At 75.5% G+C, this 24946-nt stretch carries 22 protein-coding genes; 19 read left to right on the top strand and 3 right to left on the bottom strand.

Features of this window, described 5'->3' with window-relative positions:
* Positions 1–28: 28 nt before the first annotated feature.
* The 6 genes from V1J52_RS14095 to V1J52_RS14070 all read left to right on the top strand — a co-directional run bounded on the left by V1J52_RS14095 (position 29) and on the right by V1J52_RS14070 (position 5940).
* A complete protein-coding gene (locus V1J52_RS14095) occupies positions 29–841 on the top strand; it encodes an ABC transporter ATP-binding protein (protein ID WP_330140123.1) in 813 nt (270 codons plus the stop codon).
* A 10-nt stretch (positions 842–851) separates the two neighbouring features.
* Positions 852–1202 carry a hypothetical protein gene (locus tag V1J52_RS14090; protein ID WP_330140088.1) on the top strand — a complete coding sequence of 117 codons (351 nt, stop codon included), beginning with the start codon at positions 852–854 and terminating at the stop codon, positions 1200–1202.
* Between the two features lie 7 nt (positions 1203–1209).
* On the top strand, positions 1210–2031 hold the full coding sequence (locus tag V1J52_RS14085; RefSeq protein ID WP_330140087.1) for a TlyA family RNA methyltransferase: 822 nt from the start codon (positions 1210–1212) through the stop codon (positions 2029–2031).
* On the top strand, positions 2028–2942 hold the full coding sequence (locus tag V1J52_RS14080; RefSeq protein ID WP_330140086.1) for an NAD kinase: 915 nt from the start codon (positions 2028–2030) through the stop codon (positions 2940–2942). Before V1J52_RS14085 ends, V1J52_RS14080 begins: the two co-directional genes overlap by 4 nt.
* Before the next feature lie 83 nt (positions 2943–3025).
* Complete coding sequence (gene recN / locus V1J52_RS14075) at positions 3026–4768, top strand: DNA repair protein RecN (RefSeq protein WP_330140085.1); 1743 nt, start codon at positions 3026–3028, stop codon at positions 4766–4768.
* A 14-nt stretch (positions 4769–4782) separates the two neighbouring features.
* Positions 4783–5940: a glycosyltransferase family 4 protein gene (locus V1J52_RS14070; protein ID WP_330140084.1), complete on the top strand. Its 1158-nt coding sequence runs from the start codon at positions 4783–4785 to the stop codon at positions 5938–5940.
* A gap of 3 nt (positions 5941–5943) precedes the next feature.
* Here the strand turns inward: V1J52_RS14070 and V1J52_RS14065 are convergent, their stop codons facing one another.
* Both V1J52_RS14065 and V1J52_RS14060 read right to left on the bottom strand, forming a co-directional pair.
* On the bottom strand, positions 5944–6981 hold the full coding sequence (locus tag V1J52_RS14065) for a LacI family DNA-binding transcriptional regulator (protein WP_330140083.1): 1038 nt from the start codon (positions 6979–6981) through the stop codon (positions 5944–5946).
* 148 nt (positions 6982–7129) lie between these two features.
* Positions 7130–8938 carry a glycoside hydrolase family 15 protein gene (locus tag V1J52_RS14060; protein WP_330140082.1) on the bottom strand — a complete coding sequence of 603 codons (1809 nt, stop codon included), beginning with the start codon at positions 8936–8938 and terminating at the stop codon, positions 7130–7132.
* Between the two features lie 329 nt (positions 8939–9267).
* On the opposite strand from V1J52_RS14060, the gene pyrG reads away from it, so the two are divergent.
* The 13 genes from pyrG (at position 9268) to der (ending at position 24480) form a co-directional block, all read left to right on the top strand.
* A complete protein-coding gene (gene pyrG, locus V1J52_RS14055; protein WP_330140081.1) occupies positions 9268–10917 on the top strand; it encodes a CTP synthase in 1650 nt (549 codons plus the stop codon).
* A 3-nt stretch (positions 10918–10920) separates the two neighbouring features.
* A complete protein-coding gene (locus V1J52_RS14050; protein WP_330140080.1) occupies positions 10921–11553 on the top strand; it encodes an NUDIX domain-containing protein in 633 nt (210 codons plus the stop codon).
* Positions 11554–11733: 180 nt separating this feature from the next.
* Positions 11734–13917, top strand: coding sequence for a tetratricopeptide repeat protein (locus tag V1J52_RS14045; RefSeq protein ID WP_330140079.1), 2184 nt, complete (start codon positions 11734–11736; stop codon positions 13915–13917).
* A 244-nt stretch (positions 13918–14161) separates the two neighbouring features.
* Complete coding sequence (ald, locus tag V1J52_RS14040) at positions 14162–15277, top strand: alanine dehydrogenase (protein WP_330140122.1); 1116 nt, start codon at positions 14162–14164, stop codon at positions 15275–15277.
* A gap of 450 nt (positions 15278–15727) precedes the next feature.
* On the top strand, positions 15728–16855 hold the full coding sequence (locus V1J52_RS14035; protein WP_330140078.1) for a ParA family protein: 1128 nt from the start codon (positions 15728–15730) through the stop codon (positions 16853–16855).
* Positions 16840–17445: a hypothetical protein gene (locus tag V1J52_RS14030; protein WP_330140077.1), complete on the top strand. Its 606-nt coding sequence runs from the start codon at positions 16840–16842 to the stop codon at positions 17443–17445. The genes V1J52_RS14035 and V1J52_RS14030 overlap by 16 nt, the downstream gene beginning before the upstream one ends.
* A gap of 79 nt (positions 17446–17524) precedes the next feature.
* Complete coding sequence (locus tag V1J52_RS14025; protein ID WP_330140076.1) at positions 17525–18604, top strand: segregation and condensation protein A; 1080 nt, start codon at positions 17525–17527, stop codon at positions 18602–18604.
* A complete protein-coding gene (gene scpB / locus V1J52_RS14020; protein WP_330140075.1) occupies positions 18601–19236 on the top strand; it encodes an SMC-Scp complex subunit ScpB in 636 nt (211 codons plus the stop codon). Before V1J52_RS14025 ends, scpB begins: the two co-directional genes overlap by 4 nt.
* An 11-nt stretch (positions 19237–19247) precedes the next feature.
* On the top strand, positions 19248–20351 hold the full coding sequence (locus tag V1J52_RS14015; protein ID WP_330140074.1) for a pseudouridine synthase: 1104 nt from the start codon (positions 19248–19250) through the stop codon (positions 20349–20351).
* A 1-nt stretch (position 20352) separates the two neighbouring features.
* Positions 20353–21441 (top strand): prephenate dehydrogenase, encoded by a 1089-nt coding sequence (locus V1J52_RS14010; RefSeq protein WP_330140073.1) that lies wholly within the window; start codon positions 20353–20355, stop codon positions 21439–21441.
* Positions 21442–21566: 125 nt separating this feature from the next.
* Positions 21567–22301, top strand: coding sequence for a (d)CMP kinase (gene cmk, locus V1J52_RS14005; protein ID WP_330140072.1), 735 nt, complete (start codon positions 21567–21569; stop codon positions 22299–22301).
* A complete protein-coding gene (locus tag V1J52_RS14000) occupies positions 22298–22951 on the top strand; it encodes a lysophospholipid acyltransferase family protein (protein ID WP_330140071.1) in 654 nt (217 codons plus the stop codon). The genes cmk and V1J52_RS14000 overlap by 4 nt, the downstream gene beginning before the upstream one ends.
* A 62-nt stretch (positions 22952–23013) precedes the next feature.
* Positions 23014–24480: a ribosome biogenesis GTPase Der gene (gene der / locus V1J52_RS13995; RefSeq protein WP_330140070.1), complete on the top strand. Its 1467-nt coding sequence runs from the start codon at positions 23014–23016 to the stop codon at positions 24478–24480.
* A 97-nt stretch (positions 24481–24577) separates the two neighbouring features.
* On the opposite strand, the gene V1J52_RS13990 is transcribed toward der, so the two are convergent.
* Complete coding sequence (locus tag V1J52_RS13990; protein WP_330140069.1) at positions 24578–24910, bottom strand: hypothetical protein; 333 nt, start codon at positions 24908–24910, stop codon at positions 24578–24580.
* Positions 24911–24946: the final 36 nt, after the last annotated feature.

Raw genomic sequence — 24946 nt, 5'->3', positions numbered from 1 at the left:
CGCACCGCACGACGAATCGAGGACGGACATGGGGCACCCCGGCTCGCCCGCCCGGCTGCGCGGCGAAGGGCTCACCCTCGCCTACGACCAGCGCACCATCGCCGAACACCTGGACGTCGCCGTCCCCGACGGGTCCTTCACGGTGATCGTCGGGCCCAACGCCTGCGGCAAGTCCACGCTGCTGCGCGCCCTGTCCCGGATGCTGCGCCCGCAGCGGGGGCACGTGCTGCTGGACGGCGAGGACCTGCACCGCAGGTCCGCCCGCCAGGTCGCGCGCACGCTCGGTCTGCTGCCGCAGTCCTCCCTGGCGCCCGACGGCATCACCGTCGCCGACCTCGTCGCCCGGGGCCGCTACCCGCACCAGAGCCTGCTGCGGCAGTGGTCGAAGGCGGACGAGCGGATCGTCGGGGAGTCCATGGCGGCCACCGGCGTCGCCGACCTGGCCGGCCGGTACGTGGACGAGCTGTCCGGCGGGCAGCGGCAGCGGGTGTGGATCGCCATGGCCATCGCCCAGCAGACGCCGCTGCTGCTCCTGGACGAGCCGACGACGTACCTGGACATCCAGCACCAGGTCGACGTGCTCGACCTGTGCGCCCAGCTCCACGAGGAGCAGGGCCGCACCCTGGTGGCCGTCCTGCACGACCTCAACCACGCCGCCCGGTACGCCACCCACCTCATCGCCATGCGCGCGGGCCGGATCGTCGCCGAGGGGCCGCCCGGCGAGGTGGTCACCGCGCCGCTGGTGGAGGAGGTCTTCGGCCTGCGCTGCCAGGTCATCGACGATCCCGAGACCGGTACGCCGCTGGTCATTCCCGCCGCCCGCAGGCGGGCCGCCGTGTAGCGTCGGGGGCATGGACCGCCTGTACGCCGCGGGTGCCGACGCCGCCGCGGAGCCCGCGCCCGCCGCAGACCTCGGGGACGCCGCAGCGCCCGCGCCCGCCCCGGCCGCCCCGCCCGCCGCCGGGGCGGCGGAGACCGGACCGGCCGGGGCCGCCGCCGGGCCGCCGGAGCCGGAGGCCGGGTCCCGGCCGCTGGGCGTCGGCGTGCGGCCCACCGGCCACCCGGGCGTGGACGCCGGCCTGCGGCGGCTGGAGGCCGCGGACCACCTCGCCGTCGCCGCGCACCTGTCGGTGTACGAAGATGTGCACCGCGGCCTGCGCACGACGCTGGCCGCGCTGGACGAGCACGAACCGGGGAGCTGAACCACAGGTGGCCGCCACACGCCCACGCCGCGTACGTCTCGACGCGGAGCTGGTGCGCCGCGGACTCGCGCGCTCCCGCGAGCACGCGGGAGCGCTCATCGCCGCCGGACGGGTCACCGTCGGCGGCGCCACGGCGGCCAAGGCGGCCACCCAGGTCGAGACGGCCGCCGCCCTCGTCGTCCGCGCCGACGACAGCGACCCCGACTACGTCTCGCGCGGCGGGCACAAACTCGCCGGTGCGCTGGCCGCGTTCACCCCGCGCGGTCTGCGGGTCGAGGGCCGCCGCGCCCTGGACGCGGGCGCCTCCACCGGCGGCTTCACCGACGTGCTGCTGCGCGCCGGAGCCGCCCGGGTCTTCGCCGTGGACGTCGGCTACGGCCAGCTCGCGTGGAGCCTGCGCGGCGACGAGCGGGTCGTCGTCCGCGACCGCACCAACGTCCGGGAGCTGACGCCCGGACACCTCGACGGCGAACCGGTCGGCCTTGTCGTCGGGGACCTGTCCTTCATCCCGCTCGGTCTGGTGCTGCCCGCGCTCGTCAACTGCTCGGCTCCCGACGCCGACCTCGTACTGATGGTCAAGCCGCAGTTCGAGGTCGGCCGCGAGCGGCTGGGCAGCGGCGGCGTGGTGCGCGGCGCGGCGCTGCGGGCCGAGGCCGTGCGCACGGTCGCCCGGCAGGCCGCGGCCCACGGGCTCGGCGTCCTCGGCGTCACCGCGAGCCCGCTGCCCGGACCGTCCGGCAATGTCGAATACTTCCTGTGGCTGCGCGCCGGGGCACCCGACCTCGACCCGGCCGACGTCGACCGAGCCGTGACGGAGGGGCCCCAGTGACGACCGGACCGCAGACGAGCACCGCACGCACCGTCTTCCTGCTGGCCCACACGGGCCGCCCCGCCGCCGTGCGCAGCGCCGAACTCGTCGTCCAGGGCCTGCTGCGGCACGGGCTCGGCGTCCGGGTCCTCGCCGACGAGGCGCGCGACCTGCCGCTGCCCGCGACCGTCGAGGTGGTGGAGGCGGAGCCCGTCGCGGCGGCCGGCTGTGAACTCCTCGTCGTGCTCGGCGGCGACGGCACCCTGCTGCGCGGCGCCGAGTTCGCCCGCGCCTCCGGCGTCCCGATGCTCGGCGTCAACCTCGGCCGCGTCGGCTTCCTCGCCGAAGCCGAACGCGACGACCTCGAACGCGTCGTCGGCCGCGTCGTCGCCCGCGACTACGAGGTCGAGGAGCGCATGACGATCGACGTGCTCGTCCGCACCGGCGGGCGCGTCGCGCACACCGACTGGGCGCTCAACGAGGCGTCGGTGGAGAAGGCCGCCCGGGAGCGGATGCTGGAGGTCGTCACCGAGGTGGACGGCCGCCCGGTGTCCCGCTTCGGCTGCGACGGCGTGGTGTGCGCCACACCCACCGGCTCCACGGCCTACGCCTTCTCGGCCGGCGGCCCCGTGGTGTGGCCCGAGGTGGAGGCGCTGCTCGTCGTGCCGATCAGCGCGCACGCCCTGTTCGCCAAGCCGCTGGTGACCTCGCCCGACTCCGTCCTGGCCGTCGAGGTGCAGCCGCAGACTTCGGGCGGGGTGCTGTGGTGCGACGGGCGGCGCACGGTCGAGCTGCCCGCCGGCGCGCGGGTGGAGGTGCGGCGCGGCACGGTGCCGGTCCGGCTCGCCCGGCTGCACCACGCGCTGTTCACCGACCGTCTCGTGGCCAAGTTCGCGCTGCCGGTGGCCGGATGGCGCGGCGCGCCGCAGTGACCGTGCCGCCCGCCACGAGCGCCGCGCCGCGCGGCGACACCCCCTGGGCGGGGCTCGGTCCCGCAAGCGGCCCGGAACCTCGTATGGTCGTATCCGTGTTGGAGGAGATGCGGATCCAGGCCCTGGGCGTGATCGACGACGCCGCGTTCGAGCTGTCCCCCGGCTTCACCGCCGTGACCGGTGAGACGGGCGCCGGCAAGACCATGGTCGTCACCAGCCTCGGGCTGCTGCTCGGCGGACGCGCCGACGCCGCCCTCGTCAGAGTGGGCGCCAAGTCCGCCGTGGTGGAGGGCCGCATCGCCGTGCCCGCCGGCGCGCCCGCCGCCCGCCGCGCCGCGGAGGCCGGGGCCGACCTGGACGACGGCGCCCTGCTCATCACCCGGACCGTCTCCGCCGAAGGCCGCTCCCGCGCCCACGTCGGCGGACGCTCGGTGCCCGTCGGACTGCTCGCGGAGCTGAGCGACGACCTCGTCGCCGTCCACGGCCAGACCGACCAGCAGGGCCTGCTGCGCCCCGCCCGGCAGCGCCAGGCGCTCGACCGGTACGCGGGCGACGCGGTCGCCGGGCCGCTGGCCCGGTGGACCGGAACCTACCGCAGGCTGCGCGCCGTCACCGCCGAACTGGACGAACTGACCACCCGGGCCCGCGAACGCGCCCAGGAGGCGGACCTGCTGCGGTTCGGCCTCCAGGAGGTCGCCGACGCCGGGCCGCGCCCCGGGGAGGACACCGAGCTGGCCGCCGAGGCCGGACGGCTCGGGCACGCCGAGGCACTGGCCTCCGCCGCGGCCACCGCGCACGGCGCGCTCGCCGGCGACCCGGCCGACCCCGAGTCCGTGGACGCCGCCGCCCTCGTCGCCGGCGCGCACCGGGCCCTGGACGCCGTGCGCTCCCACGACCCGGCGCTCGGCCAGCTCGCCGAACGGCTCGGCGAGGTGCAGATCCTCCTCGCCGACGTCGCGGGCGAACTGGCCGGATACGCCGACGACCTGGACGCCGACCCGCTGCGGCTGGCCGCCGTCGAGGAGCGCCGCGCGGTGCTGACCCAGCTGACCCGCAAGTACGGCGAGGACATCGCCGCCGTGCTCGCCTGGGCCGAGGAGGGCACGGCCCGGCTCGCGGAGCTGGAGGGCGACGACGAGCGCATCGGGGAGCTGACCGCCGAACGCGACGCGCTGCGCACCGAGCTGGCCGGACTCGCCCAGCTCCTCACCGAGGCCCGCGCGGACGCCGGGAAGCGCTTCGCCGACGCCGTCACCGGGGAGCTGGCGGAACTGGCCATGCCGCACGCCCGGGTCTCCTTCGCGCTGCGCCGCGCCGACGACCCGGACGGCCTGGACGTCGACGGCCGCACCGTCGCCTTCGGACCGCACGGCACCGACGAGGTGGAGCTGCTGCTCGCCCCGCACCCCGGCGCCCCGCCGCGTCCCATCGCCAAGGGCGCCTCCGGCGGTGAACTCTCGCGCGTCATGCTCGCCGTCGAGGTCGTCTTCGCCGGGACGGCACCGGTGCCCACCTACCTGTTCGACGAGGTGGACGCGGGCGTGGGCGGCAAGGCCGCCGTCGAGGTCGGCCGCCGGCTGGCCCGGCTGGCCCGCACCGCGCAGGTCGTCGTCGTCACCCACCTGCCGCAGGTGGCCGCCTTCGCCGACCGCCACCTCGCCGTCCGCAAGACGAGCGAGGGCTCGGTGACCCGCAGCGGCGTGCAGGCCCTGGACGGCGAGGAGCGCGTGCGCGAGCTGTCGCGGATGCTGGCCGGCCAGGAGGACTCCGAACTGGCCCGCGCGCACGCCGAGGAACTGCTCGCCGCCGCCCGCGCGGACCGCTGAGGCGGCGGCCTCCCGTGCCCGGCCGTCCGCCGCCCGCTCCGTTCGGCCCGCCCCCGCAGGGCCGGCTGCCGCTGCACACCGTCCTGGTGCTCGGCGCCGCCGGCACCGCCACCGGCGCCCACGTGCGCTCACTGGCGGCCGGGCTCGCCGCCCGCGGCGTCCGCGTCACCGTCTGCGCGCCGCACGAGGCCGAGCGCCGGCACGGGTTCACCGCCGCGGGGGCCCACTTCGCGGCCGTCCCCGGACAGGGCGGGGCGCAGGCGCTCGCCGTGCTGCGCGCCGTCAGCGCGGACGCCGACCTGGTGCACGCGCACGGGTTGCGCGCCGGTGCGCTGGCGTCCCTCGCCCTGCCGGCCCGGCGCCGCGTGCCCCTGGTGGTCACCTGGCACGCGCGCGGCCAGGCCGAGGGGGTGCGGGCGTCCCTGACGCGGATGCTGGAGCGCCGGGTGGTGCGGGCCGCGCACGTCGTCCTCGGCGCCAGCACCGACCTCGTGGACCGGGCCCGCCACCGGGGCGCCCGCGACGCCCGGCTCGCGCCCGTCGCCGTGTGCGACGGGGAGGCCGCCGACGGGACCGGCGGCGGCGACCGCGCGGCCCAGTCCCCCCGCCACAAGGCGCGCGCCGACCTCGGCGCGGTGGAACGGCCGCTCGTCTTCGCCCTCGGACGGCCGGGCCCGCACCAGGGCCACGGCACGCTGCTGACGGCCGCACGGGCCTGGCGGCACCTGGACCCGCAGCCCCTCGTCGTCATCGCCGGCGACGGGCGGGGCCGTGCGGCGCTCCGGCAGCGCATCGACGAGGAGGGGCTGCCCGTGCGGCTGCTGGACCACGCCGAGGCCGCGCTGCGGCTGCCCGCCGCCGCGGACGTCGCCGTGCTCTGCGGCCGGGGAGCGGCCCGCCCCCTCGGTGTCCAGGAGACGCTGCGGGCGGGGGTGCCCCTGGTGGCGGCGCGGGTCGGCAGCGTGCGGGAGCTGGCGGGCGACGCCGCGGTCCTGGTGCCGCGCGGCGACGCGGAGGCCCTCGCGGACGCCGTCGCCGCGCTGCTGGCCGACCCGGCGCGGCGGGCCCGGCTCGCGGCGGCCGGACGGGCCCAGGCCGCCGCCTGGCCGAGCGAGGACGCGACCGTGGCGCAGGTCCTCAGCGTCTACGACGAACTGGCCCGGCGCGGCTGAGGCTCAGGAGGAGTCCCGCACGACGAGGCGGGCCTCCGTGACCACCGGTGCCAGCCGCCGCGCGCCGTCCGCGTCCGCGCCGCTGTTCAGGACGCGCAGCAGCAGCCGGGCCATCAGGGAGCCCATCTCCTCCACGTCCTGCCGCACCGTCGTGAGCGGGGGCTCCGCCCAGGCGCCCGGCGCCAGGTCGTCGTAGCCCACGACGGCCACGTCCTGCGGCACCCGGCGGCCCCGCGCGCGCAGGACGTGCAGCGCCCCCGAGGCCATCAGGTCGCTGCTGGCGAAGACGGCGTCCAGGTCCGGCGAGCGGTCCAGCAGCTCGGCCATGGCCCGCTTGCCGCCCTCGGCCGTGAAGCCCCCGGTGGCGACCAGCGCCGGGTCGGCCTCCGTGACGCCGAGCGCGTCCCGGTAGCCGGCGAGCCGGTCCAGCGCCGACGTCATGTCCAGCGGGCCGGTGATCAGCGCGATCCGGCGGCGGCCCCGCTCCAGCAGGTGCGCGACGGCCTGCCGCGCGCCGCCGCGGTTGTCGGTGTCCACGTACAGCAGCCCGGCGTCCCCCGCGGGGCCCGTCCACCCGGGGCGCCCGCCGAAGACGGTCGGGACGCCGGAGGCCGCGGCCATGCCGGGCAGCGGGTCGCCGCCGTGCAGGGAGAACATGAGCGCGCCGTCCACGTGCCCGCCGGACAGGTACCGTCCGATCCGCGCGTGGTCGCCGCGGCCCTCGGAGAGCAGCAGCAGGAGCTGGAGGTCCTCCCGGGACAGCTCCCGGCTGATGCCGCGCAGCTGGCGGGCGAAGAACGGATCGGAGAACACCCGCGTCTCCGGCTCGGCGATGACGACGGCGACGGCCCCGGTGCGCCGGGTGACCAGCGAACGGGCCGCCTGGTTCGGCACGTACCCGAGCGCCGCCACGGAGTGTCTGACCCGCTCGATGACCTCCTGGCGCACTCCCGCACCGCCGTTGACGACCCGGGAGACCGTCGCCCGGGACACTCCGGCGTGCGCGGCGACGGCTTCGAGCGTGGGACGGGATGGGGGCACGTGCTGACTCCTTGCTGTCACGACCCCCTGACGCTACCGCCCCGGTGCCGCCCTGTGCAGGGCGGCCCGGAGCCGCCGCTCCCGCCCCGCCGGGCGGACCGCCCGTCCGGCGGAACCGTCCGTCCGCCGGACCGCGCGTCCGTCCCCGTCAGCCGCCGTAGGCGCCCGAGGCCGTGAGCCGCAGCGCCGTGTCGATCATCGGCACGTGGCTGAACGCCTGCGGGAAGTTGCCCACCTGGCGCTTGCGCTTGGGGTCCCACTCCTCGGCGAGCAGCCCGAGGTCGTTGCGCAGGGAGAGCAGCTTCTCGAACAGCTGCTGCGCCTCGTCCACCCGGCCGATCATCGCCAGGTCGTCGGCCATCCAGAACGAGCAGGCCAGGAACGCGCCCTCGTCGCCCTCCAGCCCGTCCACGCCCGCCGCGGCCCCGGCCGTCGGGTAGCGCAGCACGAAGCCGTCCTCGGTGGACAGCTCCCGCTGGATCGCCTCGATGGTGCCGATGACGCGTTTGTCGTCCGGCGGCAGGAAGCCCATCTGCGGGATGAGCAGCAGCGAGGCGTCCAGCTCCCGGGAGCCGTAGGACTGCGTGAAGGTGTTGCGCTCCTTGTCGTAACCCTTCTCGCACACCGTGCGGTGGATCTCGTCGCGCAGCTCCCGCCAGCGCTCCAGCGGGCCGTCCACCTCACCGGACTCGATGAGCTTGACCGTGCGGTCCACGGCCACCCAGGCCATCACCTTGGAGTGCACGAAGTGCCGGCGCGGCCCGCGCACCTCCCAGATGCCCTCGTCCGGCTCGTCCCAGTGGTCCTCCAGGTACCGGATGAGCTTGAGCTGGAGCAGGCTCGCGTAGTCGTTGCGGGCCAGGCCCGTCATGTGCGCCAGGTGCAGCGCCTCGGTGACCTCGCCGTAGACGTCGAGCTGGAGCTGTCCGGCGGCGCCGTTGCCCACGCGCACCGGCGTGGAGCCCTCGTAGCCGGGCAGCCAGGTCAGCTCCGTCTCGCCGAGTTCCCGCTCGCCGGCGATGCCGTACATGATCTGGAGGTTCTCCGGGTCGCCCGCGACCGCGCGCAGCAGCCACTCCCGCCAGGCACGGGCCTCCTCGCGGTACCCGGTGCGCAGCAGCGAGGACAGCGTGATCGCCGCGTCCCGCAGCCAGGTGAAGCGGTAGTCCCAGTTGCGCATGCCGCCGATCTCCTCGGGGAGGGACGTCGTCGGCGCGGCGACGATGCCGCCGGTGGGCGCGTAGGTGAGGGCCTTGAGCGTGATGAGGGAGCGGACGACCGCCTCACGGTAGGGGCCGTGGTAGGTGCAGTGGGCCACCCAGTCGCGCCAGAACTCCTCGGTGTTCGCCAGCGCCACCGCCGGTTCGGGCAGCGGCGGGGGCGGCAGGTGGGACGCCTGCCAGCTGATGGTGAACGCCACCCGGTCACCGGGGGCCACGGTGAAGTCCGAGTACGTCGTCAGGTCCTTGCCGTGCGTCTCGGCGTCGGTGTCCAGCCAGACGGAGTCCGGCCCGGCGACGGCGACGGTGCGGTGGTCCACCTTGTGCACCCACGGCACGACCCAGCCGTAGGAGAACCGCATGCGCAGCGCCGAGCACATCGGCACCCGTCCGCTGACGCCCTCCACGATGCGCACGAGCTGCGGGGCGCCGTCGCGCGGGGGCATGAAGTCCGTCACCCGGACCGTGCCGCGCTCGGTGTCCCACTCGGATTCCAGGATGAGGGAGTCCCCGCGGTACCGCCGCCGGGTGGCCGGGGCCGGAGCCCCGCCGCCCAGGGGCGTGGGGCCCAGCCGCCAGAAGCCGTTCTCCTCGGTGCCGAGGAGCCCGGCGAACACGGCGTGCGAGTCGAAACGCGGCAGGCACAGCCAGTCGGCTGTGCCGTCCCGCCCGATCAGGGCAGCGGTCTGCATGTCCCCGATGAGTGCGTAGTCCTCGATGCGCCCGGCCACATGCATCTCCAGTCGAACGGCGTGCCGCCCCCCGTGGGACGTGCGGAATCAGTGGTCTGCCCTGCGAAATTCCGAGCAGCATACGACGGGGGCAGGACTTTTGCCCCGTGGTCACGATAGGCAGAAACCATCCCCGCGGTCACATCGCCGGGTCATCGGCATGCACCTGGCGTTCATCGTCGCACCTCTCACTCGACTGATACCCTGGTAGCCCGTGGAGCGGCGGGTGAATGCCCCCCGAACCTCAAGCAGCGGCACCCCTGCCGGACTCCGGCCCGTCCCGGGGTGGCCGCCAGCGCACCCCACCTCGCGACCACGGGAGCCCCCTCTTGGCCATGCCGCCCAAAACCATGACGACCAAGCACCTCTTCGTCACCGGAGGTGTCGCCTCCTCCCTCGGCAAGGGCCTCACCGCTTCCAGCCTCGGAGCGCTGCTCAAGGCGCGGGGACTGCGGGTCACCATGCAGAAGCTCGACCCGTACCTGAACGTCGACCCGGGCACGATGAACCCGTTCCAGCACGGCGAGGTCTTCGTCACCAACGACGGCGCCGAGACGGACCTGGACATCGGCCACTACGAACGGTTCCTCGACGTGGACCTGGACGGGTCCGCCAACGTCACCACCGGCCAGGTCTACTCCTCGGTCATCGCCAAGGAGCGGCGCGGCGAGTACCTGGGCGACACCGTCCAGGTCATCCCGCACATCACCAACGAGATCAAGCACCGCATCCGCCGCATGGCCACCGACGACGTGGACGTCGTCATCACGGAGGTCGGCGGCACGGTGGGCGACATCGAGTCGCTGCCGTTCCTGGAGGCCGTGCGCCAGGTGCGGCACGAGGTGGGCCGGGACAACGTCTTCGTCGTGCACATCTCGCTGCTGCCCTACATCGGGCCGTCCGGCGAGCTGAAGACCAAGCCCACCCAGCACTCGGTCTCCGCGCTGCGCAGCATCGGCATCCAGCCCGACGCGATCGTGCTGCGGGCCGACCGCGAGGTGCCCACGGCCATCAAGCGGAAGATCTCGCTGATGTGCGACGTGGACGAGGCCGCCGTCGTCGCCGCCATCGACGCCAAGTCGATCTACGACATCCCCAAGGTGCTGCACGCCGAGGGCCTGGACGCCTACGTGGTGCGCCGCATGGACCTGCCCTTCCGCGACGTGGACTGGACGCAGTGGGACGACCTGCTCTCGCGCGTGCACCAGCCCGACCACGAGGTGACCGTCGCGCTGGTGGGCAAGTACATCGACCTGCCGGACGCCTACCTGTCGGTGACCGAGGCCATCCGCGCGGGCGGGTTCGCCAACCGCACGCGGGTGACGATCAAGTGGGTCACCTCCGACGACTGCCGCACGCCCGGCGGTGCCGAGCGGCAGCTCGGGGACGTGGACGCCGTCTGCATCCCCGGCGGGTTCGGGGAGCGCGGTGTGGAGGGCAAGGTCGCGGCCATCCGCTACGCGCGCGAGAACAAGGTGCCGCTGCTGGGCCTGTGCCTGGGCCTCCAGTGCATCGTGGTGGAGGCCGCCCGCAACCTCGCGGGCATCGAGGGCGCGGGCTCGACGGAGTTCGACTCCGGCGCGCCGCACCCGGTGATCTCCACGATGGCCGAGCAGCTCGACATCGTCGCCGGGGAGGGCGACATGGGCGGCACCATGCGGCTGGGCATGTACCCGGCGAAGCTGGCCGAGGGCTCGATCGTGCGGGAGGTGTACGGCGGTGAGCCGTACGTCGAGGAGCGCCACCGCCACCGCTACGAGGTGAACAACGCCTACCGCGGGGAGCTGGAGAAGAAGGCGCAGCTCGTGTTCTCCGGCACCTCCCCGGACAACAAGCTCGTCGAGTACGTCGAGTACCCGCGCGAGGTGCACCCCTACCTCGTCGCCACGCAGGCCCACCCCGAGCTGCGGTCCCGGCCCACCCGGCCGCACCCGCTGTTCGCCGGCCTGGTCAAGGCGGCCGTCGAGCGCAAGCAGGGGGTCTGAGCGATGACCGGGAAGCTGACCGACATCCCGCAGGAGTGGCCGGTCACCGCCACCTCCGTCCCGTTCACCGGCGCCAAGACCGGCGTGCGGACCGACGAGGTGGAGCTGCCCGACGGCACCGCCGTGCGCCGCGACTACCAGACGCACCCGGGCTCCGTGGCCATCGTGGCCCTGGACGAGGAGGGGTGCGTCGTCGTGCTGCGGCAGTACCGGCACCCGGTGCGGCACAAGCTGTGGGAGGTCCCGGCCGGGCTGCTGGACGTGCCGGGGGAGAACCCGCTGCACGCGGCGCAGCGGGAGCTGTACGAGGAGGCGCACGTCAAGGCCGAGGACTGGCGGGTGCTCGTCGACGTCTACCCGAGCCCCGGCGGCACCGACGAGGCCGTGCGGGTCTTCCTCGCCCGGGACCTGTCCGAGGCCGCGGGGGAGCGGTACGCGGCCGAGGAGGAGGAAGCCGACATGGAGCTGGCCCGGGTCCCGCTGGGCGACCTGGTGCGCGGGGTGCTCGCCGGTGACCTGCACAACACCTGCCTGGCGGTCGGCGTGCTGGCGCTGAGCGCGGTGCTGGCGGGGGACGGCCCGGACGCCCTGCGCCCGGCCCAGGCACCCTGGCCCGCCCGTCCGTACCGGACCTGAGGGCGGGGGCCGGGCGCGCCGGGGCCGCCCGGCCGGGCCGCCGGGCCCTCCGCCGCCCCCCCGTCCGGCCGGGTGCGGGCGGGGGTGCGGTGACCCGATGCGGTGATATGCCAAACCGCCGAACCGATCGTCAGCCTGTCGCGTAGCGCTGCGTGACCGGCCCTGCACTACGCTCGCCGCGTGACGGATCAGGCGGTGCACAGCAGTGTCAGCGGTGCCGGCGACGCCCAGCGGGCGGCGTCCGCGGCACCGGCGTTCACCGGCCGCGCGCGGGAGCTGGCCGCGCTGCGCGAGGACCTCGGGCGGTCCGGCCTGGACACCCTGGCCGGGCGTACCCCGCCGCGCGCCCGGGTGCTGCTCGTCGCGGGACCGCCCGGCTCGGGACGGACCGCGCTCGCCGAGGAGTTCGCCCGCCGGGTCGCGCCCGACCACCCGGACGGCGTCCTGCGGACCCGCCTCACCGATCCGGGCGGCGCGGTGGTGCCCATCGAGCGCGCCGCCCGCGAACTGCTGGACGCCCTCGCCGTGCCCGCCCCGCCCGGCGCGGACGAGGACGAGCTGACCGAGGCCCTGCGCACCGCCCTGCGCGACCGCAGGGCCGTCCTGCTCCTGGACGACGTCGCCGCCGCCGAGCAGCTCACGGAACTGCTGCCCGACGCCCCCGGCTGCCTGGTCCTGGCCACCGCGGAAGGCCCGCTCAGCGGCGTCTGCGGCGTCCGCCCCTGCACGCTCGGCCCGCTGGCCGCGGGGTCGGCCGTCGCCCTGCTCGCCCGCCGCGCGGGCAGCGACATCCGCATCACCGTCGACCCGCGCGCCGCCGAACTCCTGGCCGAGGGCTGCGAACGGCACCCGGCCTCCCTCGTCCTGGCCGGGGGCTGGCTCGCCGCCCACCCGCACGCCTCCGTCCTGGACGCCGCCCGTGCCCTGGCCGCGACGGCGGGCCGCGGCACCCCGCTGGAACGCACGTTCGGGCTGGTGCTCGCGTCGCTGCCCGCCCCCGCCGCCCGGCTGCTGCGTCTGCTGTCGCTGGCCCCGGCCGGGTACGTGGACCCGGCGCTCGCCGCCGGACTGGCCGGCTGTTCGGTGCCCGCCGCCCGCGGCGCGTTGCAGGAGTTCGTCCGCCGGGGCCTGCTGCACACCCTGCCCGGGGACGCCTACCGGGTGCCCGGCTGCCTGGACGGGCTGCTGCGCGCCGAGCTGGAGGCCAGGGAGCGCCCGGGGGAGGTGCAGCTCGCCCGCGCCCGCCTGCTGGAGCGGGCCCTGCGCCAGCTGCACGCCTGCTGGGCCGTCACCGAGCCGCCCGGATCGGCACCGCGCCGGGAGCTGGCCGGGCAGCCGCGGCCGCTGCGGTTCGAGACCGCGCGGGAGGCCGCCGCCTGGCTGGACTCCCGGCTGCCGGCGCTGCTGGCCGGGGTGCGGCTGGCGGTGGCCGACGGGGAGCTGGACACCCTGGCCCGGCGGTTCGTCGCCGCTCTCGGCCGGGCGCTGAACGCCCACCGCTCCCCGGAGCGGACGGCCCCCGAGCAGTACCGCCTCCACGAACTGGTCCTCACGGTGGCCGAGCGGCGCGAGCTGCACCGCGAACGGGCCGCCGCGCTGCTGAACCTGGGCGACCTCGACGCCTGGGCGGGACGGCCGCGCGCCGCGCTGGAGCGCTACCGGACCGCGCTGGCCGCCGTACGGGCGGACGGCGGCGGCGACGTGGCGGCCGGAGTGCGGGCGATGGACTCACTCGGCGGCACCTACCTCGGGCTGCGGGACTGGCAGCGGGCCGCCGACTGGTACGGACGGGCCCTCGCGCTGTGCCAGAACCACGGGGACCAGGAGGGCGTGGCACGGCTGCACGGCCGGATCGGCGCCGTCCACCTGGGCGCCGGGCAGTGGGGCGAGGCGCTGCGGTCCTGGCGGGCGGCGGCCGGCGCCTACCGGCGGCTGCGCGACCCGGCCGCGCACGCCCGGGCGCTCGCCGAGGTGGCCAGGGCCCAGGAGGGTGCGGGACACCTGCACGACGCCCTGCGCACCTGCCACCAGGCACGGGAGCGGGCCCGCAAGGCGGACGACGCCCGCCTGGAGGCGGCACTGACCCTGCGGCTGGCCGACGCCTGCGCCCGGGTCGGGGACGCCGAGGCGGCCGCCGCCCACCGCGCCGCCGCCGGACGGCTGACGGACCGGGACGCCGGAGGCGGACCCGGCACCGCCCCGGCGGGCGGCCCGCTGGTGCGGCCCCGCCCCGGGCCGCCGCCCGCCGGGGGCGGGACGGCGGGCGGCGGCGGAGGAGGAGCCTCCGCGGCCGTGACCGGGAACGTCGTGCCGCAGCCGGGCGTCAGCGTCCCGCCCGGCGCCGTTCCGCGTTCCTCCACCTGAACCACAGGAGGCCCGGAGCCTACGAAACCCACGGTGATTACGGAAAAGGTTCCTCCTTTGTAAGGCTGGACACGACACCATCCTTCATTAGACTGGTTGAGCCGCGGCCATCCCGGTCGGTAGCCGGCTGCTCCCGTCACAGGCCCGTTCGTGGCGCCTACCGGCGATCCCGGTGGCGGGGCGGGCCTGCGCAGCCGCACGCGCGGTGTCTCCAGCACCCCCGAAGTCAAGGACCGTGATCGACGTGAAGGTCGGCATCCCCCGCGAGGTCAAGAACAACGAGTTCCGCGTGGCCATCACCCCGGCCGGCGTCCAGGAGCTCGCCCGAGGCGGCCACCAGGTCTACGTGGAGCAGGGCGCAGGGCTCGGCTCCTCCATCACCGACCAGGAGTACGTCGCCGCGGGCGCCGCGATCCTGGCCACCGCCGACGAGGTGTGGGCCACCGCCGACCTGCTCCTGAAGGTCAAGGAGCCGGTCGCCGAGGAGTACCACCGGCTCCGCAAGGACCAGACCCTCTTCACCTACCTGCACCTGGCCGCCTCCCGCGAGTGCACCGACGCCCTGCTGGAGTCCGGGACCACGGCCATCGCCTACGAGACGGTCGAGACCGCGGGCCGCGCGCTGCCGCTGCTCGCCCCGATGTCCGAGGTGGCGGGCCGGATCGCCCCGCAGGTCGGCGCCTACCACCTGATGCGCTCGGCCGGCGGCCGCGGCGTCCTGCCCGGCGGTGTCCCCGGCGTGCACGCGGGCCGGGCCGTCGTCATCGGCGGCGGCGTCTCGGGGTGGAACGCCACCCAGATCGCGGTGGGCCTCGGCTTCCACGTGACGCTGCTGGACAAGGACATCGCCAAGCTGCGGGAGGCGGACCGCATCTTCGGCACCCGGGTGCGGGCGATCTCCTCCAACTCCTTCGAGCTGGAGAAGGCCGTGCTCGACGCCGACCTCGTGATCGGCGCCGTGCTCGTCCCCGGCGCGAAGGCGCCGAAGCTGGTCACCAACGAACTGGTCTCCCGCATGAAGCCGGGAAGTGTCCTTGTCGACATCGCGATCGACCAGGGCGGCTGCTTCGAGGACTCCCGCCCCACCACGCACGCCGAGCCCACCTTCCGGGTGCACGACTCGGTGTTCTACTGCGTCGCCAACATGCCGGGCGCCGTGCCCAACACCTCCACCCACGCGCTGACCAACGCCACGCTGCCGTACATCCTGGAGCTGGCGAACCGCGGCTGGGCCGCGGCCCTGCGCCGGGACGCGGCACTCGCCAAGGGGCTCAACACGCACGACGGCAAGGTCGTCTACGGTCCCGTCGCCGAGGCCCACGGGCTCGCCAGCGTCGAACTCGCCGACCTGCTGGGCTGACCGGCCGGCCCGCCCCCGCCGGACCGGCCGGGCCGGGGGTGCCGCCGTGTCAAGGCGGCGCGTCAACCCGCCGGTCCGTCAACCCACCGGCTCCGCCCGGGCCTCGGCGACCGAGGCCCGGGCGGAGCCGTCCGTCGTGGTGGCGCCGACACGCGGGCCACCGGCACGCTGACCCAGGGTCAACACGCGGGGAACGTGACTGTTTAACCGATTCGTGCGCCCCCGAAACCTCGGTGCCGACTTCTTACGCCCTTGACAAGCGGGTGTTCGGTTCCCGACACATCGTGCCGACTCCGGCGGATTGTGTTGCTGCGGACTACCGACACGCCATAGAGTCACCAATCGTCGGCATGGTGCCACGCTGACCTGTCTAGAAGTTTCCTGGTCGCCAAGGAGGTAAGACGACTTGTGAATGAGTCGACATTTGCTCCCGGAGGTGGTCATCCAGGAATGCCCGCGCCGGGGCAGGGGCCCGCAGGGCGGGGCGCTGTCGGCTCCGTCGCTGTCCGCACCTTCACCGCACACCAGGACCTCACGAGCATGACAGCCCACCAGAGCCACCCCCGCACGGACGGACACCAGGTGAACGCCATGGCCGGCAACCCGCCGTCGGACGGCTTCCCCGAGCCCACCGGCGAGCTGCCCGAGGGACACTTCTACGACCCGGACGCCGAGTTCGAACCCGACCCGGAGTACGCGGCCACCCTCGCACCCGACGCCGCGCGCCAGCGCCGCGAGCGCATCGGCCCGACCGGACGGCCGCTGCCGTACTTCCCGATCCCCGGCCCGGTCAGCGAGCACGGCCCGGCGAAGATCATCGCGATGTGCAACCAGAAGGGCGGCGTGGGCAAGACCACGTCGACCATCAACCTCGGCGCCGCGCTCGCCGAGTACGGACGGCGCGTCCTCCTCGTCGACTTCGACCCGCAGGGAGCGCTCTCGGTCGGCCTCGGCGTCAACCCGATGGAGCTCGACCTCACCGTCTACAACCTGCTCATGGAGCGGGGCATGTCCAGTGACGAGGTGCTGCTCAAGACCGCCGTCGCCGGGATGGACCTGCTGCCCAGCAACATCGACCTGTCCGCCGCCGAGGTGCAGCTCGTCAGCGAGGTGGCCCGCGAGTCCACCCTCCAGCGCGCGCTCGAACCGCTGCTGCCCGACTACGACTTCGTCGTCATCGACTGCCAGCCCTCGCTCGGCCTGCTGACCGTCAACGCCCTGACCGCGGCGCACAAGGTGATCGTGCCGCTGGAGTGCGAGTTCTTCGCGCTGCGCGGTGTCGCCCTGCTGACGGAGACCATCGAGAAGGTGCAGGAGCGGCTCAACCCGCAGCTCGAACTCGACGGCATCCTCGCCACCATGTACGACTCGCGCACCGTGCACAGCCGGGAGGTGCTGGCCCGGGTGGTCGAGGCGTTCGACGACAACGTCTACCACACGGTCATCGGGCGCACGGTCCGCTTCCCGGAGACCACGGTCGCCGGCGAGCCCATCACCACCTACGCGTCCAACTCCGTCGGTGCCGCCGCCTACCGCCAGCTCGCCAGGGAGGTGCTCGCCCGGTGCCACGCCGAGTGAGTCTCCCGGCAGCCGACGAACTGTTCCGCACGACCGGGGGGAACGGCGTACAGCCTTCGGCCCCGCAGCAGACACCGCAGCAGGGCCCGCCCCCGCAGGGCCGGCGCCCCACGGGCGGCGAGCAGCCCGCCGCCCCCGACGCGCCCCGCCGGAGGCCGGGCCCGCCCGCCGGCCCGGACGGCGAGCGGACCACACCCGGCCAGGGCGAGCCGGAGGGCGCCGAGCCGGACGAGCACGGCGGGCGCGAGCGCGGCTCCGCGCGCCCCGCCGCGCCGGGACGGCCGGACCGGCAGCCCCCCGCGCCGCAGCCCCCGCAGCCGCGCGGCCGCCAGGCCACCGGCGGGCAGGGCCGCAGGCCCCGCGCCCCGCGCCGCCCCAGCGGGCGCGAACGGCACGACGAGAAGATCACGGTCTACGTCTCCGCCGAGGAGCTGATGGACCTGGAGCACGCGCGGCTCGTCCTGCGCGGCGAGCACGGCCTCGCGGTGGACCGCGGCCGGATCGTGCGCGAGGCGGTGGCCGTGGTCCTGGCCGACCTGGAGTCCCGCGGCGACGCCAGCATCCTGGTGCGCCGGCTGCGGGGCAGGTGACCGGGCGGGCAGACCGGCGGCGGTCCCCCGTGCGCCACGGGCCGCTCCGCCGCCCCTGGCCGGTAGTGTGCCCCACGCCATGAGCACGTCCGACCCACCCGGCCCCCGCCCCGTCCGCCGCCGCCTGGGCCCCGGCCCCGCGTCCGGCCCGGACCCCGCGCCCGCCCCGACCGGCGCGGGGGAGAGCACCGCGGCGCCGAGGGACCCGGAGGCGCCCGCCCCGCCCGCCGACGCCGGGCAGCCCGGCCCGGCGCCGCCCCCGCCCGGCGCGGCGCCTCCGCCCGGGGACGTCCGCGCGGCGCCCGACGGTGGCGGGGGAGGGGCGGACGGCGGAGGCGGCGAGGCGGAGAACGCGCGGTTCACCGTCGTGCTGGACAACTTCGAGGGCCCCTTCGACCTGCTCCTCCAGCTCATCGCCAAGCACAAGATGGACATCACCGAGGTCGCCCTGTCCCGGGTCACGGACGAGTTCATGGCCCACCTGCGGGCCATGGGCCCGGGCTGGGACCTGGACCAGACGACGGAGTTCCTGGTCGTCGCGGCCACCCTGCTCGACCTCAAGGCGGCACGGCTGCTGCCCTCCGCCGAGGTGGAGGACGAGGCCGACCTCGCGCTGCTGGAGGCCCGTGACCTCCTGTTCGCCCGGCTGCTCCAGTACCGCGCCTACAAGCGGGTCGCCGACGTCTTCGCCGGGCGGCTCACCGAGGAGGCCCGGCGGCACCCGCGCACCGTCGGACTCGAACCGCACCACGCGGAGCTGCTGCCCGACGTGGTCATCCGCATCGGCCCCGAGGGCTTCGCCCGGCTCGCGGTCAGGGCCATGCAGCCCAGACCCAGGCCGCAGGTGTACGTGGACCACATCCACGCGCCGCTCGTCAGCGTGCGCGAGCAGGCCGGGATCGTCGTGGCGCGGCTGCGCGCGCTGGGCGAGGCCAGCTTCGCGGCGCTCACCGAGGACGCCGCGGACACCCTCACCGTCGTGGCCCGCTTCCTGGCGCTGCTGGAGCTGTACCGGGAGCGCGCGGTCACCCTGGACCAGGACGAGGCGCTCGGCCCCCTCACCGTCCGCTGGAGCGGCGGCGAGCGGGCGGCGCCCACCGTCACCGACGAGTTCGACCGGGCACCGCAGCCGGCCGGTCAGGAGGAGAGCCACCCATGAGCGAGCAGCCCGACACCCCCGCCGGGGCCAGCCGCGTCGCCGAGCTGGAGCTGGGACCCGCCCTGGAGGCGGTGCTCATGGTCGTCGACGAGCCCGCCACCGAGGAGCACCTCGCCCGCGTGCTCCAGCGCCCCCGCCGCGCCGTCGCCGAGGCGCTGCGCGAACTGGCCGACGACTACGCCCGCACCGGCCGCGGTTTCGAACTGCGGTACGTCGCCGGGGGCTGGCGCTACTACACCCGCCCGCGCTACGCCGACGCCGTGGAGAGCTTCGTCCTGGACGGCCAGCAGGCCCGGCTGACGCAGGCCGCGCTGGAGACGCTGGCGGTCGTGGCCTACCGCCAGCCGGTCAGCCGCTCGCGCGTCTCGGCCGTGCGCGGGGTGAACTGCGACGGCGTGATCCGCACCCTCCTCCAGCGGGGCCTGCTGGAGGAGGCGGGCACCGAACCCGAAACAGGTGCGATCCTGTACGTGACGACGCACTACTTCCTGGAGCGGATGGGCCTGCGCGGCCTGGACGAGCTGCCGGAGCTCGCGCCCTTCCTCCCCGAGGCGGACGCGGTCGAGGGCGAGAGCCGGGAGGGCGTGCCGTCGTTCGATGCAGACGACGACAGCGGCGACGCTCGGACGTAAGACGGATTCTCATGCGAAGCAGCGGCAGGAACAGCAACCGGAACGACCGGGGCGCGGGCAGCGGCCGCGACGACAGGCGCCAGTCCTCGGGGCGGCCCCGCCCCGAGGAGCGCCGCTACCCGGACACCGGGTCCGGCGCGGGCGGCCCCGGCGGCGGCCAGGGCGGCGGTAAACCGGGCGCCCGCGGCGGCAAGCCCGGCGCGGGCGGCAAGCCGGGCTCCGGCGGCGGCAAGCCCGGGACGGGCGGCGGCAGGCCCGGCGCCCGCGGCGGCGCGCAGGGCAGGAAGCGGACGGCGCCCGCGCGCTCCCGCGAACTGGACGCCCAGATCGAGGAGCGCAACCGCGCCCGCCACGACAAGCCCCAGCTCAAGCTCCCCAAGACCTTCGACGAGCCCGAGGGCGAGCGCCTCCAGAAGGTGCTGGCCCGCGCGGGCATGGGCTCCCGGCGCGCCTGCGAGGAGCTGATCGACCGGGCGCGGGTGGAGGTCAACGGGCAGATCGTGCTGGAGCAGGGACTGCGCGTCGACCCCGAGAAGGACGAGATCAAGGTGGACGGCCTCACCGTGGCCACCCAGTCCTACCTGTTCTTCGCGCTGAACAAGCCCGCCGGGGTCGTCTCCTCCATGGAGGACCCCGAGGGCCGCCAGTGCCTGGGCGACTACGTCCAGAACCGCGAGACGCGCCTGTTCCACGTGGGGCGGCTCGACACCGAGACCGAGGGCCTGATCCTCCTCACCAACCACGGGGAGCTGGCCCACCGCCTCACCCACCCCCGCTACGGCGTGCGCAAGCACTACCTCGCCGCCATCCAGGGGCCCATCCCGCGCGACCTGGGCAAGCGGCTCAAGGACGGCGTCAAGCTGGAGGACGGGTACGCCCGCGCCGACCACTTCAAGGTGGTCGAGAACACCGGCAAGAACTACCTCGTGGAGGTCTCCCTGCACGAGGGGCGCAAGCACATCGTGCGCCGCATGCTCGCCGAGTCGGGCTTCCCCGTCGACAAGCTGGTGCGCACCCGGTTCGGGCCGATCCCGCTGGGCGACCAGAAGTCCGGCTGGCTGCGCAGGCTCACCAACACCGAGGTCGGCATGCTGATGAACGAGGTCGGCCTCTGACATGCGCACCGCCCTCGTCATCGGCACCGGGCTGATCGGCACCTCCGCCGCGCTCGCGCTCACCGCCCGGGGCGTCACCGTGTACCTCACGGACCGGGACACCGAACAGGCCAGGACCGCCGCCGCGCTCGGCGCGGGGACCGCGCAGCCGCCCGAGGCGCCGGTGGACCTCGCCGTCGTCGCCGTCCCCCCGGCCCGGATCGCGGAGGTCCTGGCCGACGCCCAGCGCCGCGGCACCGCCCGGGGCTACCTCGACGTGGGCAGCGTCAAGGGCGTGCCGCGCCGGGAGCTGGCCGGGCTCGGCGGCGACCCGCGCAGCTACCTCGGCACGCACCCCATGGCGGGGCGGGAGCAGTCCGGGCCGCTGGCCGCCACCGCCGACCTCTTCGAGGGACGGCCCTGGGTGCTCACCCCGGGCGCCGAGACCGACACCGAGGTGCTCAACCTGGCGCTGGAGCTGATCGCCCTGTGCCGGGCGGTGCCGGTGATCATGGACGCCGACGCGCACGACCGGGCCGTCGCGCTCGTCTCGCACACCCCGCAGCTCCTGTCCAGCCTCGTCGCCGCCCGCCTCACGGAGGCGGACGAGACGGCCGTGCGGCTGTGCGGGCAGGGCATCCGGGACGTGACCCGCATCGCCGCCTCCGAGCCGAGGATGTGGATCGACATCCTCTCCGCGAACCCCGGGCCCGTCGCCGACGTGCTGGCCGCGGTCGCCGGCGACCTGGACGAGACGGTGCGCGCCCTGCGGGCCCTGGAGTCCGCCGACGAGGCCAAGCGCGGCGCGGGGGCGGAGGGCATCGCGGGCGTGCTGCGCCGGGGCAACGCCGGACGGGCCCGCATCCCCGGCAAGCACGGCCAGACGCCGACCGCCTACGCCACCGTCGCCGTCCTCATCAGCGACCGTCCCGGCGAGCTGGCCCGGATCTTCGCGGACGCCGGGGCCGCCGGGGTCAACATCGAGGACGTCCGCATCGAGCACGCCACCGGGCAGCAGGCGGGCCACGTCCAGCTCATGGTCGAGCCGCAGTCCGTGACCGCGCTCACGGAGGTGCTGCGCGGCCGGGGCTGGGCGATCAGGCAGTCGTAGCCAGCCGGTAGCCTGGGGCGGGGCCGAAGGCGCCCCGTTCGTCCGGCGGTATCCGCGGACCGGCCCCGCCGTCCGCCCGCCCGCCGCACCACCGTCCGCCGTGATCCAGAGAGGTCCTCTTCACCGTGGCTGCAACCCTCCAGGGCGCGACCCCCGGTCCGCAGGGCGCCCCCGCGCCCGTCGTCGTCGCCATCGACGGCCCCTCCGGCACGGGCAAGTCCAGCACCTCCAAGGCGGTGGCCGCCACACTGGGCCTGAGCTACCTGGACACCGGGGCGCAGTACCGGGCGATCACCTGGTGGATGCTCACCCACGGCGTGGACGTGAACGACGCCCGCGCGGTGGCCGGGGCGGCGTCCCGGCCCGACGTCGTCTCCGGCACCGACCCGGCCGCCCCCACGATCACCGTGGACGGCGTGGACGCCGCGGGCCCGATCCGCAGCCAGGAGGTGACGGCGGCCGTGAGCGCGGTCAGCGCCGTCCCCGAGGTGCGTGAGCGGATCACCGCGCTCCAGCGCGCCATCGCCGCCGGGGCGGCGCGGGGCATCGTCGTGGAGGGCCGGGACATCGGCACCACCGTGCTCCCGGCCGCCGACCTGAAGATCTTCCTCACCGCCTCGCCCGAGGCCCGCGCGGCGCGGCGCAGCGGCGAGCTGAACGGCCGCGGCGGCGGGCAGGCCACCGACCTCGGGGCCACGCGTGAGGCGCTGCTGCGCCGGGACGCGGCCGACTCCACCCGCACGACGTCCCCGCTGGCCAAGGCGGCGGACGCCCTGGAGGTGGACACCACGGAACTGACCCTGGAGCAGGTCGTCGAGTGCGTCGTCACGCTGGTCCAGGAGAGGCAGCGGCCGGCGTGAGCGACCACGGAAGACCGCTGCCCAGCGCGCGCGGCGCCGCGGCCGGGCGGGGCATCGGCATCGGGCTCATGCACGGCCTGTGGCGGCCCCGGGTGCTGGGCGCCTGGCGGGTCCCGTCCGCCGGGCCCGTCATCTTCGCCGTCAACCACGCGCACAACCTCGACGGCCCGATGCTGATGGGCACCGCGCCGCGCCCCGTGCACTTCCTCATCAAGCAGGAGGCGTTCGTCGGCCCGCTCGGCCGGTTCCTGCGCGGCATCGGGCAGCTCCCGGTGGACCGCTCCACCGTCGACCGGGCCGCCGTCACGGACGCGCTCGGCGTGCTGGAGCGCGGCGGCGCGCTCGGCATCTTCCCCGAGGGCACCCGCGGCGCGGGCGACTTCGCCGCGCTGCGCGCCGGGCTCGCCTACTTCGCCGTCCGGTCGGGCGCGCCGGTGGTGCCCGTCGCGGTGCTGGGCAGCGCGGGACGGCGCAGCCGCGCCGTCCCGGCCCTGCCGCCGCTGCGCAGCCGGATCGACGTCGTCTTCGGCGATCCGGTCGGGGTCGGCGGCGGACGGCGCACCCGGCGGGTGATGGACGAGGCGACCGGGCGCCTCCAGGAGCGGCTGGCCGCCCACCTGACCGCCTCCAGGCGGCTGACCGGCCGCTGAGCCACACTTGACCCGTGCCACCCGCCCGACCAGGCGGCCCCACCCAGCAAGGACAGGACGTCATGAACGAGCAGACCCCCTCCGGCGACGAGCACCAGCACGGTGAGCTGGCGGACGCCGAGTACGCGGAGTTCATGGAGCTCGCCGCGCAGGAGGGCTTCGACGCCGAGGACGTCGCGGGCGCGCTGGACGAGGCCGGGCACGGCCCGCTGCCGGTGCTCGCCGTCGTCGGCCGGCCCAACGTCGGCAAGTCCACCCTGGTGAACCGCATCATCGGCCGCCGCGAGGCCGTCGTGGAGGACCGGCCGGGCGTGACCCGGGACCGGGTCACCTACGAGGCCGAGTGGGCGGGCCGCCGCTTCAAGGTGGTGGACACCGGCGGCTGGGAGCAGGACGTGCTCGGCATCGACGCCTCCGTCGCCGCCCAGGCCGAGTTCGCCATCGAGGCCGCCGACGCGGTGGTGTTCGTCGTGGACGCCGCCGTGGGGGCCACCGACACCGACGAGGCCGTGGTCAAGCTGCTGCGCCGCGCCGGGAAGCCCGTCGTGCTGTGCGCCAACAAGGTGGACGGCCCCTCCGGCGAGGCCGACGCGGCGATGCTGTGGTCGCTGGGCCTGGGCGAGCCGCACCCCGTCTCCGCGCTGCACGGCCGGGGCACCGGCGACATGCTGGACGAGGTCCTGAAGGCGCTGCCAAAGGCCCCGGCGCAGACCTTCGGGACCGCGCTGGGCGGGCCGCGCCGCGTCGCGCTCATCGGCCGCCCGAACGTCGGGAAGTCCTCACTGCTGAACAAGACGGCGGGCGAGGAGCGGGTCGTCGTCAACGAGGTCGCCGGCACCACCCGGGACCCGGTGGACGAGCTGATCGAACTGGGCGGCAAGACGTGGAAGTTCGTGGACACCGCCGGCATCCGCCGCCGGGTCCACCTCACCGAGGGCGCGGACTACTACGCCTCGCTGCGGACCGCCGCCGCGCTGGAGAAGGCGGAGGTCGCGGTCGTCCTCGTGGACGTGAGCGAGTCGGTCAGCGTGCAGGACCTCCGCATCATCTCCATGGCGGTCGACGCCGGGCGCGCGCTGGTGATCGCCTACAACAAGTGGGACACCCTGGACGACGAGCGCCGCTTCTACCTGGAGCGGGAGATCGAACGGGATCTGGTGCAGGTCCAGTGGGCGCCGCGGGTCAACATCTCGGCCCGCACGGGGCGGCACGTCGAGAAGCTCGTGCCCGCCATCGAGACGGCGATCGAGGGCTGGGAGACGCGGGTGCCCACCGGGCGGCTGAACGCCTTCCTCGGCGAGCTGGTGGCCTCCCACCCGCACCCGGTGCGCGGCGGCAAGCAGCCGCGCATCCTGTTCGGGACCCAGGCCGGCACCCGGCCGCCCCGGTTCGTGCTGTTCGCCTCGGGCTTCCTGGAGGCCGGGTACCGGCGGTTCATCGAGCGGCGGCTGCGCGAGGAGTTCGGTTTCCCCGGTACCCCGGTCCACATCTCCGTGCGGGTGCGGGAGAAGCGCAAGAAGCGCAAGTGAGGCCCACGGCGACGGCCCGCACCCCGACACGGGGGTGCGGGCCGTCGCCGTGGGCGCCGTGCGGCCGGCCGCACGCGCCGCCCCGGCCGTGGCGGGCTCACCGGCCGTGCCCGTCGCCGGGCGGCAGGGCGGCGGGCAGCGCGGCGACGCGGCGTCCGCGCTCGTCGTACCAGCCGCCCTGGGCGGTGCCGGTGCCGCGTACCGTCCCGAAGCCGTCGAACCGCAGGTCCTCCTCGCCGGACCGGTCGCCCGGCAGGGCCCGGAACAGCCGCCGGTACTCGTTGTACAGGGCGTCGAAGATGGGCGTCGCCGAGTGGCCCCGCCGCTCCTGCGCCGTCTCGTAGGACGGCCGCATGCCGGGGATGCCGGGCACGTGGCCGACGTATCCGGGGTACGGGTGGCGGGCGCGGGAAGGTTCGTAGGAGTGCACGCCTGGGCCAACGAGGGCACGGCCCCGCTGGATGCG

It is taken from the genome of Streptomyces solitudinis (assembly GCF_036323765.1).
In the GTDB taxonomy this organism is placed as follows: domain Bacteria; phylum Actinomycetota; class Actinomycetes; order Streptomycetales; family Streptomycetaceae; genus Streptomyces.
Note: the sequence above shows the minus strand (reverse complement) of the source record. Positions and strands in the feature narration are given on the sequence as shown.